Source organism: Caenispirillum bisanense, assembly GCF_900230255.1.
In the GTDB taxonomy this organism is placed as follows: domain Bacteria; phylum Pseudomonadota; class Alphaproteobacteria; order Rhodospirillales; family Rhodospirillaceae; genus Caenispirillum; species Caenispirillum bisanense_A.
This window is the reverse complement of the sequence record NZ_OCNJ01000006.1, coordinates 205,533-224,747: the sequence shown is the minus strand read 5'-3', so window position 1 is coordinate 224,747 and position 19,215 is coordinate 205,533. Positions and strand designations below refer to the sequence as shown.

At 56.2% G+C, this 19,215-nt stretch carries 19 protein-coding genes; all 19 read left to right on the top strand.

Annotation, left to right across the window (positions count from 1 at the left end):
- Nucleotides 1-269: 269 nt before the first annotated feature.
- The 19 genes from CRP50_RS25160 to CRP50_RS14895 all read left to right on the top strand — a co-directional run bounded on the left by CRP50_RS25160 (nt 270) and on the right by CRP50_RS14895 (nt 19,211).
- Nucleotides 270-968, top strand: a complete 699-nt coding sequence (locus CRP50_RS25160) for a hypothetical protein (RefSeq protein ID WP_141415159.1) — start codon at nt 270-272, stop codon at nt 966-968.
- A 102-nt stretch (nt 969-1,070) separates the two neighbouring features.
- The gene (locus tag CRP50_RS14935; RefSeq protein WP_097279979.1) at nt 1,071-1,253 is read left to right on the top strand and encodes a hypothetical protein; all 183 of its coding nucleotides are present in this window, start codon (nt 1,071-1,073) and stop codon (nt 1,251-1,253) included.
- Between the two features lie 457 nt (nt 1,254-1,710).
- On the top strand, nt 1,711-2,070 hold the full coding sequence (locus CRP50_RS25155) for a hypothetical protein (RefSeq protein ID WP_141415158.1): 360 nt from the start codon (nt 1,711-1,713) through the stop codon (nt 2,068-2,070).
- A 23-nt stretch (nt 2,071-2,093) separates the two neighbouring features.
- Nucleotides 2,094-2,456, top strand: coding sequence for a hypothetical protein (locus CRP50_RS25150; protein ID WP_141415157.1), 363 nt, complete (start codon nt 2,094-2,096; stop codon nt 2,454-2,456).
- A 64-nt stretch (nt 2,457-2,520) separates the two neighbouring features.
- Nucleotides 2,521-2,997 (top strand): lysozyme, encoded by a 477-nt coding sequence (locus CRP50_RS14930; RefSeq protein WP_097279978.1) that lies wholly within the window; start codon nt 2,521-2,523, stop codon nt 2,995-2,997.
- Between the two features lie 313 nt (nt 2,998-3,310).
- Nucleotides 3,311-3,820 (top strand): hypothetical protein, encoded by a 510-nt coding sequence (locus CRP50_RS25145; RefSeq protein ID WP_141415156.1) that lies wholly within the window; start codon nt 3,311-3,313, stop codon nt 3,818-3,820.
- Nucleotides 3,789-5,642 carry a terminase gpA endonuclease subunit gene (locus tag CRP50_RS14925; RefSeq protein WP_097279977.1) on the top strand — a complete coding sequence of 618 codons (1,854 nt, stop codon included), beginning with the start codon at nt 3,789-3,791 and terminating at the stop codon, nt 5,640-5,642. Before CRP50_RS25145 ends, CRP50_RS14925 begins: the two co-directional genes overlap by 32 nt.
- Nucleotides 5,643-6,128 carry a hypothetical protein gene (locus CRP50_RS25140; protein WP_141415155.1) on the top strand — a complete coding sequence of 162 codons (486 nt, stop codon included), beginning with the start codon at nt 5,643-5,645 and terminating at the stop codon, nt 6,126-6,128.
- Nucleotides 6,128-7,615, top strand: coding sequence for a phage portal protein (locus CRP50_RS14915; protein ID WP_097279975.1), 1,488 nt, complete (start codon nt 6,128-6,130; stop codon nt 7,613-7,615). Before CRP50_RS25140 ends, CRP50_RS14915 begins: the two co-directional genes overlap by 1 nt.
- Nucleotides 7,616-7,623: 8 nt before the next feature.
- A complete protein-coding gene (locus tag CRP50_RS14910; RefSeq protein ID WP_097279974.1) occupies nt 7,624-9,360 on the top strand; it encodes a phage major capsid protein in 1,737 nt (578 codons plus the stop codon).
- 61 nt (nt 9,361-9,421) lie between these two features.
- Nucleotides 9,422-9,631: a hypothetical protein gene (locus CRP50_RS25135; RefSeq protein ID WP_141415154.1), complete on the top strand. Its 210-nt coding sequence runs from the start codon at nt 9,422-9,424 to the stop codon at nt 9,629-9,631.
- Between the two features lie 183 nt (nt 9,632-9,814).
- Nucleotides 9,815-10,114, top strand: coding sequence for a hypothetical protein (locus CRP50_RS25130; protein ID WP_141415153.1), 300 nt, complete (start codon nt 9,815-9,817; stop codon nt 10,112-10,114).
- Between the two features lie 3 nt (nt 10,115-10,117).
- Complete coding sequence (locus tag CRP50_RS25125) at nt 10,118-10,549, top strand: hypothetical protein (RefSeq protein ID WP_141415152.1); 432 nt, start codon at nt 10,118-10,120, stop codon at nt 10,547-10,549.
- Between the two features lie 90 nt (nt 10,550-10,639).
- Complete coding sequence (locus CRP50_RS25120) at nt 10,640-11,782, top strand: hypothetical protein (RefSeq protein WP_141415151.1); 1,143 nt, start codon at nt 10,640-10,642, stop codon at nt 11,780-11,782.
- 32 nt (nt 11,783-11,814) lie between these two features.
- The gene (locus tag CRP50_RS25115) at nt 11,815-12,381 is read left to right on the top strand and encodes a hypothetical protein (RefSeq protein ID WP_141415150.1); all 567 of its coding nucleotides are present in this window, start codon (nt 11,815-11,817) and stop codon (nt 12,379-12,381) included.
- Nucleotides 12,381-12,704 carry a hypothetical protein gene (locus CRP50_RS25110; protein WP_141415149.1) on the top strand — a complete coding sequence of 108 codons (324 nt, stop codon included), beginning with the start codon at nt 12,381-12,383 and terminating at the stop codon, nt 12,702-12,704. Before CRP50_RS25115 ends, CRP50_RS25110 begins: the two co-directional genes overlap by 1 nt.
- Before the next feature lie 75 nt (nt 12,705-12,779).
- The gene (locus CRP50_RS25105; RefSeq protein WP_141415148.1) at nt 12,780-13,424 is read left to right on the top strand and encodes a DUF6441 family protein; all 645 of its coding nucleotides are present in this window, start codon (nt 12,780-12,782) and stop codon (nt 13,422-13,424) included.
- Complete coding sequence (locus tag CRP50_RS14900; RefSeq protein WP_097279972.1) at nt 13,408-17,709, top strand: tape measure protein; 4,302 nt, start codon at nt 13,408-13,410, stop codon at nt 17,707-17,709. The genes CRP50_RS25105 and CRP50_RS14900 overlap by 17 nt, the downstream gene beginning before the upstream one ends.
- The gene (locus CRP50_RS14895; protein WP_141415147.1) at nt 17,706-19,211 is read left to right on the top strand and encodes a hypothetical protein; all 1,506 of its coding nucleotides are present in this window, start codon (nt 17,706-17,708) and stop codon (nt 19,209-19,211) included. The genes CRP50_RS14900 and CRP50_RS14895 overlap by 4 nt, the downstream gene beginning before the upstream one ends.
- Nucleotides 19,212-19,215: the final 4 nt, after the last annotated feature.

Genomic DNA, 19,215 nt, shown 5'->3' with positions numbered 1-19,215 from the left:
AATAAAAACAACGAGTTAGAAGGGGTGAAGGGGTCGAAGGGGTCTTTTTGTCTATTTCGGGGAAAAATTTATTATATGTCCAACCAACACGAATATAGGGCTTCGACCCCTTCACCCCTTCGATGTGGTTGATTTCATTGGGTTTTTTCCGAATTGACCCCTTCGCCACCCCTTCGCATTTACTGCACCACGTCTTCGAAATGGCGGATTTCTGCCAAAATTCATTACCGGGCGCCCGGCGCGACCCCTTCGAAAAGGAAATATCACTTATGAACAAAGAAATTCAAATCAGTGAAGCGGCTAAACTGACATTGACCAATGCCGCATGGGGCTTTCTTACCCGTGATGGAGAAAAACAGGTTGGATTAGTGCGGAAGTCCAAGTCGCGCCCATACCCACCCGGCGGCAGCTTCTGGACTTCCCGAGTGATAGTAAATTGTCTCGGCTTCTCCAGCACTTATACATCAAACATTATCGGCAGTGGGAAAATGTGCACATACGTCATACTGGTAGATGACGACACGACCACTGACGATATGGAGTATCTAGCCACGGCTATACAGATTGCAGCCCCGGATATAGCCATGCCGAACAGTTTCGATGAAATTATGAGATTTCCATACGAGCATGTGAGTAGATGGGATGCGCAATTTTTTTGGTATCTCGACGAAATAAATTTCTGGACAAATGGTGCATTGCGCGAGCGTGCTTTCGCCATGGTGCGCCCAGGAACTTGGGCGCGAAAGCTAAACAAGATATGCCATATGTTGAACACGAAGATTCATATGAATACAATGCTTAATCCAGACAAAGTAGAGATTGATCGGATCCTTGAAGAGTTCGATGAATACGAATGGTTGTGCATCCGGAGGGGTATTGTCACGACCATATCCTATGGCGGCGCTTCATTGATTGTCGACTTGAGCCAACCCAAGCCGAGATTCGTAATAGCCACACAGGATAAATAAACACGACTGGTGCGGCTTCTCCCCGCCCGGTCGGTTGTCCAGTCCCCGCCTCAGTGCCGCACACCAGGGGCGGGGACACAACGTCCATACCACACCACTGCCATGCACAGCACCGACGACACCCTATCCCGCACCCTCGGCATACTCTCGGACGATCCGCGCAAGCTGGTCGACGTGACCGACGACACACCGACCGAGTTCCGCGCCCGCCTGCTGCACCGCCACACCGCGCAAGATTCCGACCCACCGGCCGCCACGGCGCCCCGGAAAAATATGCGTGAGTGATCCCGGCGGTAGGACCACGCGCCGCCGCAAACATTTACCAAAACCCCGCAAATTAAATATTTCGCGGACCCTGCAAAAAAGGTGTTGACCTACGCAAAAAGTTCTTGCGCAGCGCCATCGGCGTGCCTTTATCTATCCCTACGCCAAGACGGCACAGCCAAAGCGGGGGATCACAGCCCATGTATACGCTGATATCTGCCAGACCATTCACACCGCCGCCGACAGAACTAGCCGATGTAGTCTTCTTAGACACTGTCGATACTGCCAAACGATCGGGTGTCTACAGCGTCGATGTGTTCGCCTTGTCGGACCCGAGGATATGGCTGATCCCGCACGATCGGGCTTGATGGCTGCTGGACCAAGACGGTCGGACCCACGGTCTTCGGCTCGAATACGACGATGAGCTAGACGCCGTGATGGCTGGACTTTGCTTTGGATGAGGAAAGGGGAACGGGAAATGACGAACACTAATACCAGAGAGATGCAGGATGTGCTTTGGCGAAACTATGAATACTGGAGGGACCAAGTCTGTAATTTCGCGGATGAGCCTGACGATATTCCTGATGGTCTTGATCTTCCCGACCTAGTAATCGCCCTCAACAAATGCTTAGATTTGTTCGAAACCGATAGGGACCTTTTCACGTATGAGTATTTCGGGCTTGCTCATTTACTGGAGATGCTGGGGCATAATGGGAAGGTCGAGCTTACCACCACTTACGACGGTGGAATACTTCACTTCACGTCGGCAGAAGGTGATCTCTACTACCACATGAATCCGAAGCCGCGCTTCTCACTTCATCGCAACATGGAGGAATAATAATGGACGAAAGAGTCTGTAGTATGATCGAAGAGTATAGTATCCCCCCGATTGGGGAATATCTGGATGGGTGGGGAAACTTCAAATCCAGCATGGACGCCCCGGAAGGGTGGTCGAAGATGATCGGAAACGTGGCCAGACTGGAACAAGCCTGCAATGGTCTAGGCATAGCATGGGCGCCCGTGGTCAAATATATAAAATGCTACCGTGGCTTTGACCAATACAAGATTGGTGTTGTCGTTAAGACCGAAAACAAGAGGCGCGTGTCAATAGTCGTTGACCTTCTGAATGAGGGGCGCCTTAAAGTCCGAAGCGGTGAACTAGTATCTACCGACGGCATGGTAACCGTCGTTCGGGTGAAAAAAAGCGACGTGGATAAGAAATAGGGCGGGATTCCCCCGCCCTTTTGCTTTGCGCTATGGGTTCCCGCCATGCCGAATAAATACCGGCATGACCACACCCACCACCAACACCACCGACCACTTAGCCATTGCCGCCACCATCGTTGCCGAGTTCGAGGGTTGCCGCCTCGAAGCCTACCGTTGTCCCGCTGGTGTGTGGACGATCGGCATAGGCACGACCCGCACCCCCGACGGCGCCCCGATCCGTCCCGGTATGCGCATCGATGCAGACACCGCCGAGGCATGGCTTAGGCACGACCTGGAAGCCTTCGACCGTGCCGTTGACCGTCTGGTTACCGTGGGGCTTACCGTCCACCAGCGTGCGGCGTTGGTGTCCTTCACCTACAACGTCGGTGTCACTGCCTTTGCAGGGTCCACCCTGTTGCGCAAGCTGAATGCCGGGGACTACCTCGGTGCGGCTGCCGAGTTCCCCCGATGGAACAGGGCAGGGGGGCGGGTGCTGGCAGGTTTGACCCGCCGCCGCGCCGCCGAGCGGGCGCTGTTCCTCACACCACCGGCCGCCTGACCGTCCCTTGACCTGGCCTTCGACTGTTTCACGGGGTTGTTTCACAGGGCGACCCCACGGGGCGGACCCCGGTCGCCGTGGGCGCGCACCATATATGGTATGCCGCGCCCTCCAAACCCCCACCAATGGTATGACAGACCTAGACCAAGGTCTAGGATGGCCTATGACCTGTGGCAGAAATGCCACACCCTGGGGTTGAATGGGTCCCTCTGGGAACCAACTAGAGCGGGTGGTGGCCTACCCCCCGAGTTCGCTAGGCAGTGATTCTTAAAATCGCCTAACTTTTATGCAGTGCGTTCGCATAAATAATGGCATGGACGACGCACATAAATTACCCGAAGACCTGATATCACAGGCGGAATTCGCCCGTATGCGCGGTGTAACTCGGGTCACAATCTGCAATCTCGTGAAGAAATACGGCGTGCCACGCTATGGAGCCGGGAAGATTTCGCTTGCCGAGGCAACGCGGATACTTAACGACAACCAGCAGCCCAACAAGCAGCGCATGGGGCAATCTTCCACTGACGATCCCGAAGACAAAGCCCCCGCATACAACACAAGCCGAGCCAAGCGCGAGCATTACAACGCGCTCAAAGCCGAAGCCGAATACGAAAAGCTTGTTGGCAATCTTGTTTCCAGAAAAGCCGTGGAAGACGCAGCCGCGCAACTCGGAAATCATTTGAGCAACCGCATCCGTGACTTTTCCTCTTCAATTGCCGATGCCCTCGCGCGCGAAAAGGACCCGAGAAAAATCAAATCCATGATTGACGAAAGACTTTTTGAATATATCAATGAAACAGCCGACCAACTGCGCAAGCTTTGATAACGCATCATCAATAATCGCGGCATTTTGCGCCGCAATGTCTTTCCCTGTCAGCACCACCGCCTTGGACTGGTGCAGCACGGAACTAACGCTGTGGGACGGCCCCAAGCGTGGTCAAACTTTCGTGCCGATGGCGTTTCAACGTGGGATTTTCGAGGCGTGGCAAGACCCAGAAATCCACACCATAGTAACGCAAAAGTGCGCCCAATCCGGTATTTCTACCATTATGTTTGCCCTGATGGCGTATTCTGCGAAGATTAACGGCAGACCGATGGTGCTTTATTTGCCCACGGATGGTAAAGCCGAGGAAACGGCGAAGGAAAAGCTTGCGCCGATGCTGGAAGCTAACCCGGTGGTCGGTGACCTGATTACAGATGACACGATCGGTATTAAGCATTTCGTCGGCGGTTACATGGCAGTCCTCGGCACCGAGAATGAAAACAATTTGTCAAGCCGCACGGTGCCATTTCTGTTCTTTGACGAAGTCGACAGAATGAAAAATGGTAAAGAGGGTTGCCCTATTGCCGTCGGCACCAAAAGAAGCCAGCAATACAAAGCCGAAAAGAAGCGTTTTATTTGCAGCACGCCGACGATTGCGGGACACAGCAAAGTCGAAACGCATTACGACCGTTCGGATAAGCGTCTGTGGCACGTGCCGTGCCCGGCATGCGGAACCTTTCAGCCGCTCGAATGGTCACAAGTTGGTTGGCAGCGGGACCCGCGAACCGGCGCCAGTTTACCGGGAACCGCCTATTACGGCTGCAAACACTGCGATGCACGGTGGAGCGATGCCGACCGCCTGGAAGTGATCGAACTTGGATACTGGCAAGCTACTGCGCCGAGCAACGGCACGGCTGGATTTCAAATTACTAGCCTTGCTTTACCGTATCTCACGCTCGAAGCAATGGCACGCGAATATATCGAAAGTAAGGGCGACTTCGCGGCGCGCCAAGCCTTTCATAATACTGTGCTTGGATTGCCATGGGCGCAAGCCGAGGAAGCCATAGATTCCGCCGGATTCCTCGACCGGCGCGACCCGTATTCGAATGATGCCCTACCCAATGACATAATCGTTGTCACGGCGGCGGGAGATATTCAGACTTCCGAAACAAATCCCCGTGTGGAAGTCGAAATAGTGGGGTGGGACCAAGCCGGGCGAAGCTGGTCACTCGACTATTTGATTATTCCCGGAAGTGTCGGCCAAGTCGAGACGTGGCAAGCCCTCGACGGTGTGTCAAGCACGAAGTTTAAGCGCGCCGATGGCGCACAACTTGGTATCGCAGCGTTCGCCCTGGACTGTTCCGACGGCAACGTTACCAACATCGTGGCTGCCGAATGCAAAAGGCGCCGGAATTGGTATGCAATAAAAGGCGTTGACGGCATCAGCAAACCCATTTGGGACAACCGCCCCGGCGCCGTCCGCAAGCAAGCCGACTTGACCTTTTGGCGCATCGGGACCGACGCGGCAAGAACCCGTCATGTCCAGTCTTTGCGCATAAAAGACCCGACTGCCCCCGGTTATTGCTTCTTCCCGAACCGCGAAATCTACGGCGAAGACTACTTTGCACAGTTGACCAACAAGCGCAAAGTCAACGTGCAAAATAAGCGTCGTTGGGACGTGGTAGACAAAGGCACAAGACACGAAGCATTTGACGTGCGCGTTTACAATATTGCTCTGTTCGAAATGATCCGCACGGAATACAGCCTTCCGCAGATTGCCCGCAACCTGTCGCAGGCGGTCGAGACTGCCAAAACGAACGAAAATACAGGCAAACCACAAAGTCGGATAAATAGTTTAAGCAAAACTTTTGGTGCCAGATAAATGAAAATTCAAGCCGGGGATAGTGTTTCCCATACGTTTACATACGCTGATTCGACGTTCACCGGATTGTGGGTGGCTGTTGGTCCGCAGCAGATCACCAAAACCGCAGATAATGGCGGTGCCTTCGCGTGGTCGGGTGCCGAAACCGCCGGATGGTCACCGGGGCTCTACCGTGTGCATGTCTTCGCCACGTCGGGTGCCGATCGATACCCGGTGGAGACCTTCGACCTGACCGTTGCCCCCGACCCCATGTTGCAGACCACCGCCACCGATCCCCGGACGCAAGCCGAGAAAGACCTTGCGGCGGTGCGGGCGGTGCTTTCCGGACAGGCTGCCGACGGCGTGGCGGAATACGAGATTGCGGGACGATCCCTGAAGAAAATCCCGATTGCCGACCTGCTGTTACTTGAGAAACGCCTTGCCGCTGAAGTCCGCCAAAAGAAGGGGCGCCAAATTGTCCAGACTGTGAAAGTGAACTATTATTGATGGGTCTTTTCGATATTTTCCGCCGAACCAAAAACGAGGCGCCGACCACCGAAGCAAAAAGACAAGTTGACAAACAGACGCAAGGGCGACTGCTCCCGTGGCTGGGCACGTCCAGCCGTCCGAGCTACCGCGAAAGCACCGCCACGCTGCGCCATGCCAGAGACGAAAGCCGCAACCTTGCGCAGAATAACGTCTATGCAAAGCGCGGTCTTCAGTTGCTCCGACAGGGTGTTGTCGGTCCGTCGGGTATCAGGCTCCAAGTGCAGGCACTTAATAATGCCGGAAAACTCGACACCGTGGATTCTGCGGCTGTTGAACGCGCTTGGTATACCTTCTCGAAAAAGGGCAATCTTACCGTCTGCGGACGCTGGTCACTTACCGACGTTCTCGGTGTGATTATCGAATCTGTTTGCGACCGCGAAGGTGAAATTCTCATTCGTCGGCACCGGGGACCGCATAATAAATTCGGGTATGCACTCCAGTTGATCGAACCTGATCACCTGGACGAAAACTATAACGGCGAACTCAACAACGGCAATATCATCCGCGCCGGTATTGAGACAAACCAATACGGTAAGCCCGTTGCCTACCATTTATTTGAAAGCCATCCCCGCGACACGACCGGCGGCGGTAAGCGTGTGCGCGTGCCTGCCGACGAAATTTGGCATTTGTATATCCCTCATAGACCCACAGACTTGCGCGGTAATCCGGGGCTTGCGTCGGCTGCATTTCGCGTCGGGATGCTGGAATCATTCGAAGAGGCCGCAGTAACCGCCGCCCGCAATGCCGCGCGCCGCGTCGAATACCTGAAGCAGCGCCATGCCGATGGGCTAGATACTGATACAGACGCCACGACGGACGCTGCTAAACTGGTAGATGACGAACTCGGCACAATGTGGCTGCTGCCGTCCGACCTTGACCACAGCTTCACGGACCCAAAACACCCTACGGCAAATTACGCCGAATTCGTAAAAGCGCAGTTGCGCGGTATCAGTATCTCGACCAATAACATCTATAACGACTTGGCAGGCGACATGGAAGGCGTGAACTATTCCGCGCTCCGTCATTTCCGCCTGCAACAGGTTGACTATTACCGCACGCTGCAACAGTGGTTGATTACTGACTTCCTCACACCGCTTTTCGAAGAGTGGTTGCCGCTTGCCTTGCTTTCGGGCGGTATCACGATCCCGCGCCCCGACGCCAGCGAATTTCCGCTCCCTTTTAAGCCGCAAAAATACAGTCGGCACAAGTGGATTCCACGTGGGTATGAGTGGGTCGACCCGCAGAAGCAAGTAACCGCCGAGATTCTGGCAATTAAAGCCGGGATCAAAACCCTGTCCGACGTGCTTGCAGAGCAAGGCAAAGACTTTGACGAACACGTGGCGCGACTTGCGGCGGAACGCGAAGTCTTGGCAGCAGCGGGAATTAGTATCGAGGGTATTACCGACGCATTGCTAATTAGCACGAATACAGATGCAAATGAATAAATAAAAGCATGGAAATTGAACACGACAAAACCGAACAGCGCAACTTCACGCTATCGGTAATCGAAAACCGGGCGGATAACGCCGACGAAACAGAAACCGACGTGGTCGAATTGGCTTTCTCTTCAGAAGAGCCATATCCCCGCAGTTTCGGCATGGAAATACTCGGGCACCGCACCGACGAAGTAGACCTTACTTGGCTCGCTTCCGGCGCCGCGCCCTTTTTAGTTGACCATGACGCCAGCATCGAAAATCAGGTTGGCGTGGTGGAAAGCGCGAGGGTCGACCCGGACGGTCGCGGCCGTGCCAAAGTCCGATTCGGACAATCGGAAAAGGCGCGCCAAATCCTCGCAGACATTCGCGGCGGTATTTTGCGCAATATTAGCGTCGGATACCAGATCACCGCGATGTCAAAGCAAGACGGCATGCGCGATGGACTGGACGTTTATCGTGTCAAATGGAAACCGCTTGAAATTTCATTGGTCGCTATCCCTGCTGATATGACTGTCGGTATTGGGCGTAGTGACGAAATACATAAAACTCCATTTATAGAGGTAAAATCGAATATGGAAAACGAAAACAAGACTGAAGCGGTTGCCGACGCGAAGCGTAACGAAATCGCTGATATTGCCAATCATTTCGGCGTTTCTGTCGAAGAGTTCCGCAAGTTCGTTGCCGCTCGCGAACAGGGCACCGCCAACGAAATCCGCTCCACCGCGAATATTGGTCTTTCGACCCGCGAAGCCCAGTCCTACAGCATTTCGCGCGCCCTGGAAGGTCTCGTAGACGCTTCGAAGCGTGGTTTTGAATGGGAGGTCTCCGCCGCAGCCGCTTCCGGCAAGGAAAATACTCGTGGCGGACTGGTGATCCCGATGGATGTTCTGTCTCGCACCATGTCAACCGCCGCGAATGCGGGCGGTGAATTCGTGCCGACCGTGCACGGTTCCCTCATCGACATGCTGTATGCAAACACTGTCATTAAGCGTCTTGGCGCGACCGTGTTCCCCGCTGTTGCTGGCACCAGCTTCCCGGTTATTACGTCGGGTGCGAACGTCGGTTTCGTGGGTGAACTCTCCACGACCGCCGCGTCGACCCCCGGCACCGATTCCCGCAAGACGCAGCTTCGCACCGTTGACGGCACCGTGAGGATTTCGCGTGCGCTCCTGAAGCAGTCCCGCCCGTCGCTGGATTCCTGGATTCAGTCCCATCTTGCTCGCGAAATTGCGGTCAAGATCGACCATACCGTAATCGAAGGTTCCGGCACTGGTGACGTTCCCGCCGGTTTGCTGAATAAGGCTGGTATCCCGGTTCATGCCATTGGCGCCAATGGCGGCGCGATTACTTGGGCTGACGTGGTTGCGCTGGAATCGATGGTTTCGCACGCGAACGCTGGTTTTGGCTCGCTCGGTTACCTGACCAACGCCAAGGTTGTGGGCGCGATGAAGACCACGCAGAAGGCGAGCGGGACGGGTATGATTTACGAAGGCGGCAACCTGAATGGTTACACCCTCGCTTCGACCAGCCTTGTCCCCGCCGACCTGACCAAGGGCACCGGGACCAATCTTTCCGCCATGGTCTTTGGCAACTTTGCCGACGTTTACCTTGCGGAATTCGGCAGCCTGGAAATCGTTGCGGACCCGTATACTGCCATGGGCACTCAGGAATATGTGTTCCGCGCCTTCTTCGACTGCGACTTTGTTTTCGCCCACGACGAAAGCTTTGCCGTTATCAAGGATATCATCGCGTAAACATTTGACCCGATGGGGGCGGGGCTTCGGTCCCGCCCTTTTTACTGACTAGGAAATACATATGGACAACGTGAAAATCATTTTTAAAACCGCTTGCGTCGTGGGGTATGGGCATCCCGACGCCGAACCCGGTTCCGTGGTGGAGCTACCGGCCGACCGTGCAGCCTTTTTCCTCGGACGTGGTCTTGCCGATCGCGCCCCGACCGTAGCCGAACCGTCCCCTACCGTGACGAACCGTCGTGAAAAGCCGAAGGTGACCCGCCGTGACTAACGACCGTCCCGCCACCGTCGAACTAGTTTTCGTGCGGGATGCGTGGTGGCGCGGGGTCTTTTACCCCGCCGGGGCGAAAGCCACCATGACCGCCGCCGTTGCCGAAAAGCTGGTGGAAGCCGGGTTGCTCGGTGCCCTGACGAACCCACCGCCGCCGCAGCGCCAGGGCAGGGGGCGCCGCAAATGATTTGGCAGGACGTAACCCCCTTCTTCCGGGACTTCGCATCCAGCGCCGTCCTAACCGACCTGTCGGCTGTGTCCTATACCGTCCTCGGCTTCCTGGATCGGGAAGCCCTGGAATACGCAACCGGTGACTATGGCAGTCGGGTGCGGTCGGAACGGGTGACGCTGTTGTGCCCTTCGGTCGGACTTCCAGCCGTAGCAAAGGGTTGGGGTGTTGCCGTGGAAGGTGTGACTTACAACGTGCTGGACGTGCGCAATAACGGCGAAGGCACGACCACCATTTATCTGGAAGACCTGTAAACAATGCCGCTCACTTATCGCGAAGCTATTATGCAAGCCCTTGTCGCCAAGCTGTCAGAACTCGGCGGGACTGTGATCCGCAATCCCGAAGACGTTTACGAAGGTCCGTATCCGGCATTTCTCGTTTACGACGGTGAACAGGATGCCGACAACTCGAACCACGGTCTAACACGGTATCGAATGACGGTTCCGGTAGAAATCATTGTGCAATCGTCGGCAACGGATATCGGCACCGCGTTGAACGCCAAATATGGCGAAGTGGTGGCGAAGCTTGCGGACGACCCGACACTAGGCGGTGTTGCCGTTGACCTTTTCGAGACTAGCACCACGAACCCCGATATTGACGAAACACGCGCCTCGAAGCGTGTGGGGACTATCGGCATTGCGTTTGCGGTCGATTACATGACCGAAACCGGTAATCCATTTGTCGGGTAAATATTGGGCGCCCGAATGCGCGTGGTTGATAAATAGTATTGCGATTCGCACGCAACTAATTTCCACACTAGCATAAGGGTAACCCGACATATGACTAAGTATATTCGCGCTAGAAACAGCGCCGTTTTGTTCAAACACGAAACTGTGGCAGGCGTAGATGCCGCGCCGACCGCCGCCGATTACATTCCGGGCGAAGACGTTTCGATTTCATTTGACGCCAACACTATCCAGACTAACGAGAATACCGGTTCGCTGGATTCCTCGGCTCCCATCATCGGCGGCATGCGCGCCACGGTGTCTTTCAGCGTCCTCATGCGTGGCACTGGGACCGCCGGGACCGCCCCGGTTTACGGTCGTGTCCTCGAAGTTTGCGGCATGCGTGAGACTGCCAACACCGACACCCCCGTTGCGGCTGTGCTCGCGACCGGTGGCACCACCACGACCGCCGCCCTGCCGACCGCCGATTTCGGCACCACCGCCAACGCCTGGAATGGCGCACCGCTCTTCGTTGACGCTGGTCTTACCTTTGTCAGCAACTATGCCGCAGACGGCACCGCTACCCTTGTCGAGACGCTTGGCACCGCCGTAACCACCACCAATAACGTGCAAATTCCGGCGCACGTGCTGTATAGCCCCTACTCGGGTGACGACATTCCGACCGGCACCCTACACCTTTACATGGATGGCACCAAGTATACGTTGACCGAATGCCGTGGCTCTTGGAGCGTGCGCATTGACGCTGCTGGTGTGGGTCGTATCTCTTTCGAAATCAACGGCATGTTCAACGGCAAGACTGACGCGGCTGTTCCGAATATTTCGTTTGACGCACCGACCCCGCCGACGTGGCGTGCTGGCAAGGCGCTGGTTGACCGTTCGGCTGCCGCTTGTTCGAGCCTGTCTTTGACCAGCGGAAACGAAGTCGTCAACCCGAACGATCCTAATGCTTCCGAAGGGTTTGCCGGTGCCATCATCACGTCCCGCAACATCACGGGTTCGATTGATCCCCTCGATACTCTGGTTGCAACTCGCGACGTTATGTCGGCTTTCCGCAATGGCGTTGCGCAGGTCGTGCATGCTCGCTTTGGCAGCACCGCCGGTAACCGCGTTGCAGTGACGATCCCCGCCGCCAAGTATACCAGCCTGAATCCGGGTGACCGCGAAGGACTCGTAACTGCCGAAACTGGTTTCTCCGCCGTGGGTATTGATAGCGGCGCCTACATCTGCATTTACTAATATCAGACAAACCATAAGGACAACCAAACAATATGGTAAAACTCGTTTCTACAAAAGAACTCGTAGACTACACGCCAGAGTATTACACGGAAACCGGGGCAGAGAATGCCCCGGTCTACCGCCTGAGAGTGCCGAATGTATTTGATAGAGCAAAAGTTAAGCGCGAACTTGCCACATTGGGCATTGCTGATCTTGGCTTCGGTGGTGTTGTAAAAGCGGCAAACGAAGGTATCGACCTTATCGCCGAAAATGCCCCGGAATTCGATGCCGAGAAAGCTAAGGCGGTGTTCGGTGAAGAACTCGGAAATATGTTAATTCCAGGCAAAGAAAAGAGCGCCGAGTTCGCAGATATCGAAGCCCTGTTGCAGGAATATCCGCCATACATGGATGCAGTGGCGGACTTCGGATATGCATGGGACGTGCTGCCTCTGGTCTTGGTCCGCATGTTCCTAGTGGAGTGCGCCGAACTCGGCGTTACGGCGAAAGTCGGCGGTGTGACGGATGCCGACCTTGCCAAGATTCCGGCAAATGATTTGACGGTTGTTGGCTTTTATGTCTGGGGTTTGCTCTTCGCCCGACCGGACGAAAAAAAAGACTAATGGCGGGTGTGATGGTGTCTCTATTACCAGCCATCGCATTCGATCCAGAAATTGCGGGTGACGGACCATGGGAAGCCGGGGGTGTCGTCTTTGACGCAAACCCCCGTGACCTAGTGGATTTTGAGGCAGCCGAAGTAGTAGCGGCATGGCGGAACACGGCTATTTGGTATTATCCCCCGATGGGCGGGGCGCCGCGAATTACCGGACACACGCCGCTGGAAGCCGGTGGGTATTACGAGCAACCTGCTGTTGTGCTCGATTACTTCTCTATTATGGACTCATTTGCTAACGCCATTATGGCAGAGGAAGCAAGCCGCAAATGAGTAAAGTTACTAACGAAATGTCTTGTAAGGAAGAGGTTTCGTTGATAGAAATTAGTTAAGAAGGACTAGCCGCACGTGTCAAACCAATGGTTCAACGCCGCAATACAGGGACGACTTAAGGAACAGATTGCGCGGGAACAAAAGCACGTGCGGGACTCCTTATGGGAAGCCACCCGCGAAGCAACACAAGCCGCGAAGACTGGTATCCGCCAAGCCACCACTTCCGCCGGACTTGGGCAACGGCTTGCTAATACGTGGCGGTCGAAGGAATACCAGAAAGACACCGCCGGTTTTATCTATACCAAGGCCAGCTATATTCTCGAAAGTTTCTTAGAAGCCCAGACAATCAAGGCAAAGAACGGTAAGAAATACCTTGCAATTCCTACCCAATTCGCGCCGAAGCGCGGTCGCAACGGCAAAAGACTGCGCCCCGCGAATTATCCCGGTGAACTAGCATTCGTCCCCGGAAAGCGCGGTAATACTGCCATGTTGGTGGACGTGCGCAAGTTCACGACAGGTAAAGACGGCAAGAGCGGTATTGGGAAGGCCAGAAAGACAAAGTCGGGTGCCTTCGGCAAGGGCACGGCAACTGTGTCAATATTCTTTCTCGTGAAGCAAATCCGCACCCGTAAGCGGGTCGACCTTTCGATGATTTCTAATAAATATCAATTAGAACTCATTAAAAAGGCCGTGCAAAAACTGAATGACCCGAACCGTTAACACCGCATTTCGACTTTCCCCGCAGGGACAGGAAAAAGTAATAGATGCCTTCCGCAAAGTCGGTGCAGAAGGCGAACGCGCATTCGACAAGGTAGATAAAGCCAGCCGCAAGCCTTCGCTCGGTTTGCGTGGTCTTGATTCGTCGGTGCAGGGGCTCACCGGCCGATTTGCGGGTCTCGGTGGGGCTGCCGCTGGCATCACTCGTGCCCTTGCCGCCCTTGGTCCCGCTGGCATGGCAGCCGCCGCCGCACTGGCATTGGTTGCCGCCGCCGCCATGCCAATCGCAAAAGCTGGTGACGAGATGGCGCGGTCATTCGGCAAGCTGGCAGCATCCACGGGCAGCATTGACCGCGCCCGACAAAGTATGGCCGACCTTTACGCCATTTCTCAAAGAACGGGTTCGGCACTCGACAGCAATATTTCCGCCTTTGTGCGCTACCAAGTCGCTGCAAGAGCCATCGGCGCAACCCGCAAGGAAGTGGCGGAACTAGTCGACGTAGTCCAGAAATTCGGCATCGTCGGCGGTAGCTCGACACAAGAGGCAACCAGCGGCGCAATCCAGCTTGGGCAGGCGTTGGCGTCCGGTCGGCTGCAAGGTGACGAACTCCGCAGCATTATGGAGAACATGCCGTTGCTTGCCGAGGCCATGGCGAAAGAATTGGGTGTTGGCGTCGGGCGGCTCAAAGAAATGGGTTCGGCTGGTGAACTAACGGCGGATCGTGTATTCCGCGCTATCCTTGCCAGCGCCGATGAAGCCAACGCGAAATTCGCGCAAATGCCGGTGACCATGGACCGTGCAATGCAGAATGTGCAGACGGCGTGGCAGGTATTCGGCGGTGAACTCGACAGCATTACGCATGCCTCGCAAACGATCGTCTGGATATTGCAGCAGGGTGTGAACCTGATTCAGGGACTGCGGGACGGGCTTACGACCACGACCGGGGAAGCCCTGGACGACTTACGCGCCCGCCGCGCCGCGTTGCTTGAAAAGAACAACCCGAACAATTCCGGCGGGTGGTTCGTCTATGAAAATCAGGCACGCAAGAGAGAAGTCGAAGAACTCGACAAAAAGATTGAGAGCCTGGAAGAGGTTCTGCGCAAAGAAAACCAGTTAGCGGCGCAGCGTTCGAAAAATGAAAAGGACGAAATAGCGGCAAATAAGGCAAAAGCCGACGCCGACCGTAAGGCAGCGGAAGACGCCGAAGTTCGAACCAAAGCCGAAAAAGAAGCGGCTGCCGAAGCAAAGCGAAAGGCAAAACAAGGCGCTAATGATAGTGCGGCTTATATCAAAGGCATAGAAGACCAGCTAAAAGCCCTGAAGGACGAACGCGAAGGCGTGATTATGTCCGCTCGCGAACGTGCCATTCATGAAGAAATAATCCGCGCCGAGAACCTTGCGCGAGACAAGAACCAGAAGCTTACCGCAGAGACTATCGAGCAAATCAAAGCGGAAGCTGGTGCGACGTGGGACGTAGTCGAAGCCAAAAAGAAAAGCAAAGAGCAGGACGAACGGGCAAAGCGTGCGGTTGAACAAGCCGAAGAAAAGCGCCTTGACGCCATTCGAGACGCCGAAAAAGAACGTCAACGCATCATCAATAAGACCACAGATGACGTAGTGGAATACGGCGCGGATATTTTTGGGTCTTGGTTGGACGGCGAGCGCGGGTCTTGGGTCAATTTCGCCCAAGATATCAAAAAGATCATGTTCCGCACCTTCGCGGAAATCGCGGCGAACGCCATTATTCGACCTGTTGCACAGCCGCTTGTTGCTTCCGCCATGGGGGGAATCACGGGCGCGGGTGGAACGTCGACCGGCGGCGGTGCTGGTCAACTGACCTACACTTCCGACCTGTCGTCGGTGTCTGGTTTGTCCAATCTTGCAACCAGCTTCGGGCAGTCTGAATCTTTATTGAATATCGGCAAGTCGATTGCCACGTCTGGATTTGGGCAGTCCATCGGACTGTCGACATTGACCGGTCCGGGCGCAGCGCAGACCCTCGGCGTGGCTGCGGTCCCCGGTGGCGTGTCGGCAGCCGCAACCCCCGTCATGTCCGGTGCAGGTTCGGCACTTGCCAACGGTCTTTCATATAGCCCGTGGGGCGTCATTGGCTCGCTCGGTGCCAACCTGTTGGGCCTCGGCGGCAACCCCATCGGCGGGACGATCGGTGGCACGCTCGGCAGTGTCGGTGGTGCTGCACTCGGCTCGGCACTGGCAGGCGGCGGAACCATCCTTGGAATGCAAGCCGGTGCCGTGCTGGGGCCGCTGGGCGCGGTCGCGGGTGCCTTTTTGGGCACCGTCCTCGGCGGAATGATCGGTGGCGGTAAGCCGCATCCGTCCGCGCACGCCTGGGGCAACATCGGTGCCGACGGTGGTCTTGTGGTGTCTGAAGCCAAGTCCAAACACATGGATACGGAACAAGTCCAGCAGTTGACAAAACAGTTGCTCGAACCGCTGACGACTGGTCTTTCGCAGCGTTACGGGTTGGACTTCACCCAAACCGACGTGGGTGTTGCGTTCGGTGACGACAGTTACGAACTGTTGTATCGCAATATCAACGAAATCAAGCGGTATAAATTCGATCCGAACGACGAAGCATCAGCACAAGCCGCGTTGGCGAATGTAACACGTGATCTGTTGTCGACTGCGGGTGGCGTGTCCGACGCCATGCGAAAAGTCATTTCGGGGCTTGACGGTGCAAGTGTTGCTGCCATCGATTCCGCGTTGGAATTCGCCAAGTTCTATGACGGTCTTGGACAGTCGGACGAAACCCTGTCGGACGCTGCCAAAGCGTTCGAAGGCATGTTGCGGAAGATGGACGAATATGCGGACCTTGCGCGCGAAAACGAATTGGACGTTGGCGCAGTCCTTGCGGAACGGGACAAGTCGATTACTGGTTACATTGACGGCGTATACAAGTCATTCGGCTTGGTCGGTGAAGAAACCAAGACCGTCGCCGACAGCGCGAAAGCGTTGGTTGATACCTTCCGGGATATGGGTGAAGTCCTCAGTAATGTCGGTCTAGATGCCAGTAAGGCAACGGACGCCATGACCGAAGGGCTTGCCAAGATGCGCGGTCAACTCGAAGAAAGCCTTATGTCTGAATACCTTGGGCTTGTTGCGCCACAGCTTGCCGAGATGTTCGAGCTAGAGACACAGTATCGGGCACGGCGTGCGGACCTGGAAGCCCTCGGCATGGACCTGACGCTTTTGGAGCGTTGGTATGAGGTTCGTGCGGCTGCAATCAACGGCGAGACCAGCGGGGCGCAGCGGGCAACGGAAGTGGCACGCCAGAACGCGCAGCAGTGGACCAGCATTGTCGAAAGTCTGCGCAATACACGCCTTGGCTTGACCGTCAACCCGGCGCTTTCACCAGCTACACCAGCCGAACGCCTTGCCGAGTTGCGCAGCCGTTGGACGGCGTTGCGGGCGCGGGCGATGGCTGGTGACCCGACGGCTGCGGGTGAACTGTCGGGCATCGGGCAACAGCTTTTGGAGGCATCGCGGGCATTCAACCACAGTGCCGAGGCATATCAATCCGACTATAACGACGTTGTCCGCACGCTCGAAACTGTCGAAAACTACGGTCGTTCGCAAATCTCGCTCGCGGAACAGCATATCGCTATTGCGAATACGCAAACCGGTTTGCTGTCGCAAATTGCTTCGACCGGGCTGAAAGGTCTTGGACTTACCGAAGACCTCATTGCGAAGATTGCCGACTTGACCACACACCGGGGTGGCTCGATCCCCGGCGGTATCGGTGGTGCAGCGGTCGGCAACGGTATCCCCGTCGTGGTTCCCGGAACGCCGTCGGGTGCCTCGGGCATGTTCACCCGCGAAGAGCTTTACCTGTCGAATAACCCCGACGTGATGGCGTGGGCACAAGACCTTGCTAATCAAAGCGGGTTGACGGGTGCGGCATACCGCGAAGAACTCAACAAGTGGGCAAGCCACCACTACACGAACCACGGTATTGGGGAAGGGCGCGCCTTTGCCGACGGTGGTTTCGCGTCGCCCGGTTTGGCGCTGGTTGGTGAATACGGACCCGAGATAGTGGACTTCCACAATCCCGGTCGCGTCTACACAAACCGCGAACTTGGCGAAGCCGTGCGCGGCGGCGGGGATACGTCGGCAGCGCTGGAATATGTCGGGCGCCAGCAATCCAGCAACACCGACCGATTGATTGCCGCCCTGGAACGCCGTGCGGCGCAGTCGGATGCCAAGATTGAACAGTTAACCCGTGAAGTGTCGCGCCTTGCGCAGGCTGCGACCCGAAAGACCGCATGACCAAACAGAAGACGTTTCTTGTTGAGTTGGAAGTTATTGCGCCGGATGGTGCCGTTTCCACGCTGTATTGTTCGACCGGTGTTGTCCGACCGTTTCCACCGTCGGACCCGCACCGCCCGAATCAAATCTATGATCCGCGCGTCTTAGAACCGGTCAACTATTCTACGGAAATATTCGCCGATTTGCAGTCGCAGACCGGCGCCATTGGTGTTGGTGTGTGTATTTTGTCGAATGCCGATGGTGCATTGAACTACTTGCGTGATTATGCGCTCGGCAGTGTGTCCGTCTATTGGGGCGAAATCGGCGCGGCATTTGCCGATTACACGCAAATTCTGTCGGGTCGGGCGGAAGGGGCTGCATTCGAAACCAGCTTGACAAACGCCGACCGCTACCGGTTCGGGCTGTGGGATGCCCGCCGGGTGCTCGATAAGCCATTGTCGGAAAACAAATACTCGGGCACGGGGCTATACGATGGCAGCACGACCGGGGTTACTGGGCAGACCAAGCCCTATGCCTTGGGCAAGGTGCGCGGGGTAGCGGCGCCGCAAGTCGGCTCCAATCTGGTCTACCAGTTGTCGGACGGTCCCATACTGTCGGTTGACGGTATCTTCGACCGAGGTGGTGACATGGGGTTGACCTTGGCCGGGGACTACTCGGGCACGGCTTTCGACAGTGCCACGCCATCCGCCACCCAATACGCCACCGACAAGGCGCGCGGTCTGGTCAAGCTTGGCACGTCACCGGGTGGCACCGTCACATTCGATTTCACGGCATCGACCGCCACGCCGTCGGCAGTCATTTCCGGTGCGCTGGTGCGCGCGGGGGTGCCGTCGGGGTCGGTGGGCGCCTCGGTGTCCGGATTGGCTTCCACGGCTTCCGTAGGCGTCTACACGCGCGGTGACACGGCAGGGACCACCGTCGAAACAGTTTGCCGGTCCGTCGGTGGAGCTGTGGTGCCCGATGCCTCGGGCACCTGGCAGGCGGTCTTGTTGGGCTTGCCGGTGGCTGGATCGTCGGTGGCAACGTTCACGGCATGGGACGTGGTGGAGCTATCGACCACCACCGGCTTCCCCGCCCCGGTGTGGCGTGTCGTCGTGCAATACGACCGCAACCACACCCCAATGGGGTCGAACGAGATTGCGCAAGCCTTGATCGGCACCGACCGGGCAGGGTGGTTGGATGCCGAGTGGCGGGAAGCCGTGGCGGAGAACACCACCACGCGGGACCGTTACCCGTCGGCTGCCGAAATCGTTTTGCCGACCGCTCTGACCGAAAAGGCAGATGCCGAGGCGTTGGCAGCGCAATTGCTGGCAATGCACGGTGTGCCTCGGCAATCCTACGAGATGACCGTTGAATTGACGGCGGGAAACCTCGGGATTCGGATGGGTGATACCGTCTATCTGGACTTGCCCGGCAAGTCGATTTCAAAGCATTTCGTCGTCACGTCTGTTGCCCCCACGACAGCGGGTCTCAACAAGATCACTTTCGGGCTGTGGGGATAAATAC

Bases quoted from the DNA above. Each gene is read 5' to 3' on its own strand.
- CRP50_RS25160 (WP_141415159.1), top strand. From the start codon at position 270: ATGAACAAAGAAATTCAAATCAGTGAAGCGGCTAAACTGACATTGACC.
- CRP50_RS14935 (WP_097279979.1), top strand. From the start codon at position 1,071: ATGCACAGCACCGACGACACCCTATCCCGCACCCTCGGCATACTCTCG.
- CRP50_RS25155 (WP_141415158.1), top strand. From the start codon at position 1,711: ATGACGAACACTAATACCAGAGAGATGCAGGATGTGCTTTGGCGAAAC.
- CRP50_RS25150 (WP_141415157.1), top strand. From the start codon at position 2,094: ATGATCGAAGAGTATAGTATCCCCCCGATTGGGGAATATCTGGATGGG.
- CRP50_RS14930 (WP_097279978.1), top strand. From the start codon at position 2,521: ATGACCACACCCACCACCAACACCACCGACCACTTAGCCATTGCCGCC.
- CRP50_RS25145 (WP_141415156.1), top strand. From the start codon at position 3,311: ATGGACGACGCACATAAATTACCCGAAGACCTGATATCACAGGCGGAA.
- CRP50_RS14925 (WP_097279977.1), top strand. From the start codon at position 3,789: ATGAAACAGCCGACCAACTGCGCAAGCTTTGATAACGCATCATCAATA.
- CRP50_RS25140 (WP_141415155.1), top strand. From the start codon at position 5,643: ATGAAAATTCAAGCCGGGGATAGTGTTTCCCATACGTTTACATACGCT.
- CRP50_RS14915 (WP_097279975.1), top strand. From the start codon at position 6,128: ATGGGTCTTTTCGATATTTTCCGCCGAACCAAAAACGAGGCGCCGACC.
- CRP50_RS14910 (WP_097279974.1), top strand. From the start codon at position 7,624: ATGGAAATTGAACACGACAAAACCGAACAGCGCAACTTCACGCTATCG.
- CRP50_RS25135 (WP_141415154.1), top strand. From the start codon at position 9,422: ATGGACAACGTGAAAATCATTTTTAAAACCGCTTGCGTCGTGGGGTAT.
- CRP50_RS25130 (WP_141415153.1), top strand. From the start codon at position 9,815: ATGATTTGGCAGGACGTAACCCCCTTCTTCCGGGACTTCGCATCCAGC.
- CRP50_RS25125 (WP_141415152.1), top strand. From the start codon at position 10,118: ATGCCGCTCACTTATCGCGAAGCTATTATGCAAGCCCTTGTCGCCAAG.
- CRP50_RS25120 (WP_141415151.1), top strand. From the start codon at position 10,640: ATGACTAAGTATATTCGCGCTAGAAACAGCGCCGTTTTGTTCAAACAC.
- CRP50_RS25115 (WP_141415150.1), top strand. From the start codon at position 11,815: ATGGTAAAACTCGTTTCTACAAAAGAACTCGTAGACTACACGCCAGAG.
- CRP50_RS25110 (WP_141415149.1), top strand. From the start codon at position 12,381: ATGGCGGGTGTGATGGTGTCTCTATTACCAGCCATCGCATTCGATCCA.
- CRP50_RS14900 (WP_097279972.1), top strand. From the start codon at position 13,408: ATGACCCGAACCGTTAACACCGCATTTCGACTTTCCCCGCAGGGACAG.
- CRP50_RS14895 (WP_141415147.1), top strand. From the start codon at position 17,706: ATGACCAAACAGAAGACGTTTCTTGTTGAGTTGGAAGTTATTGCGCCG.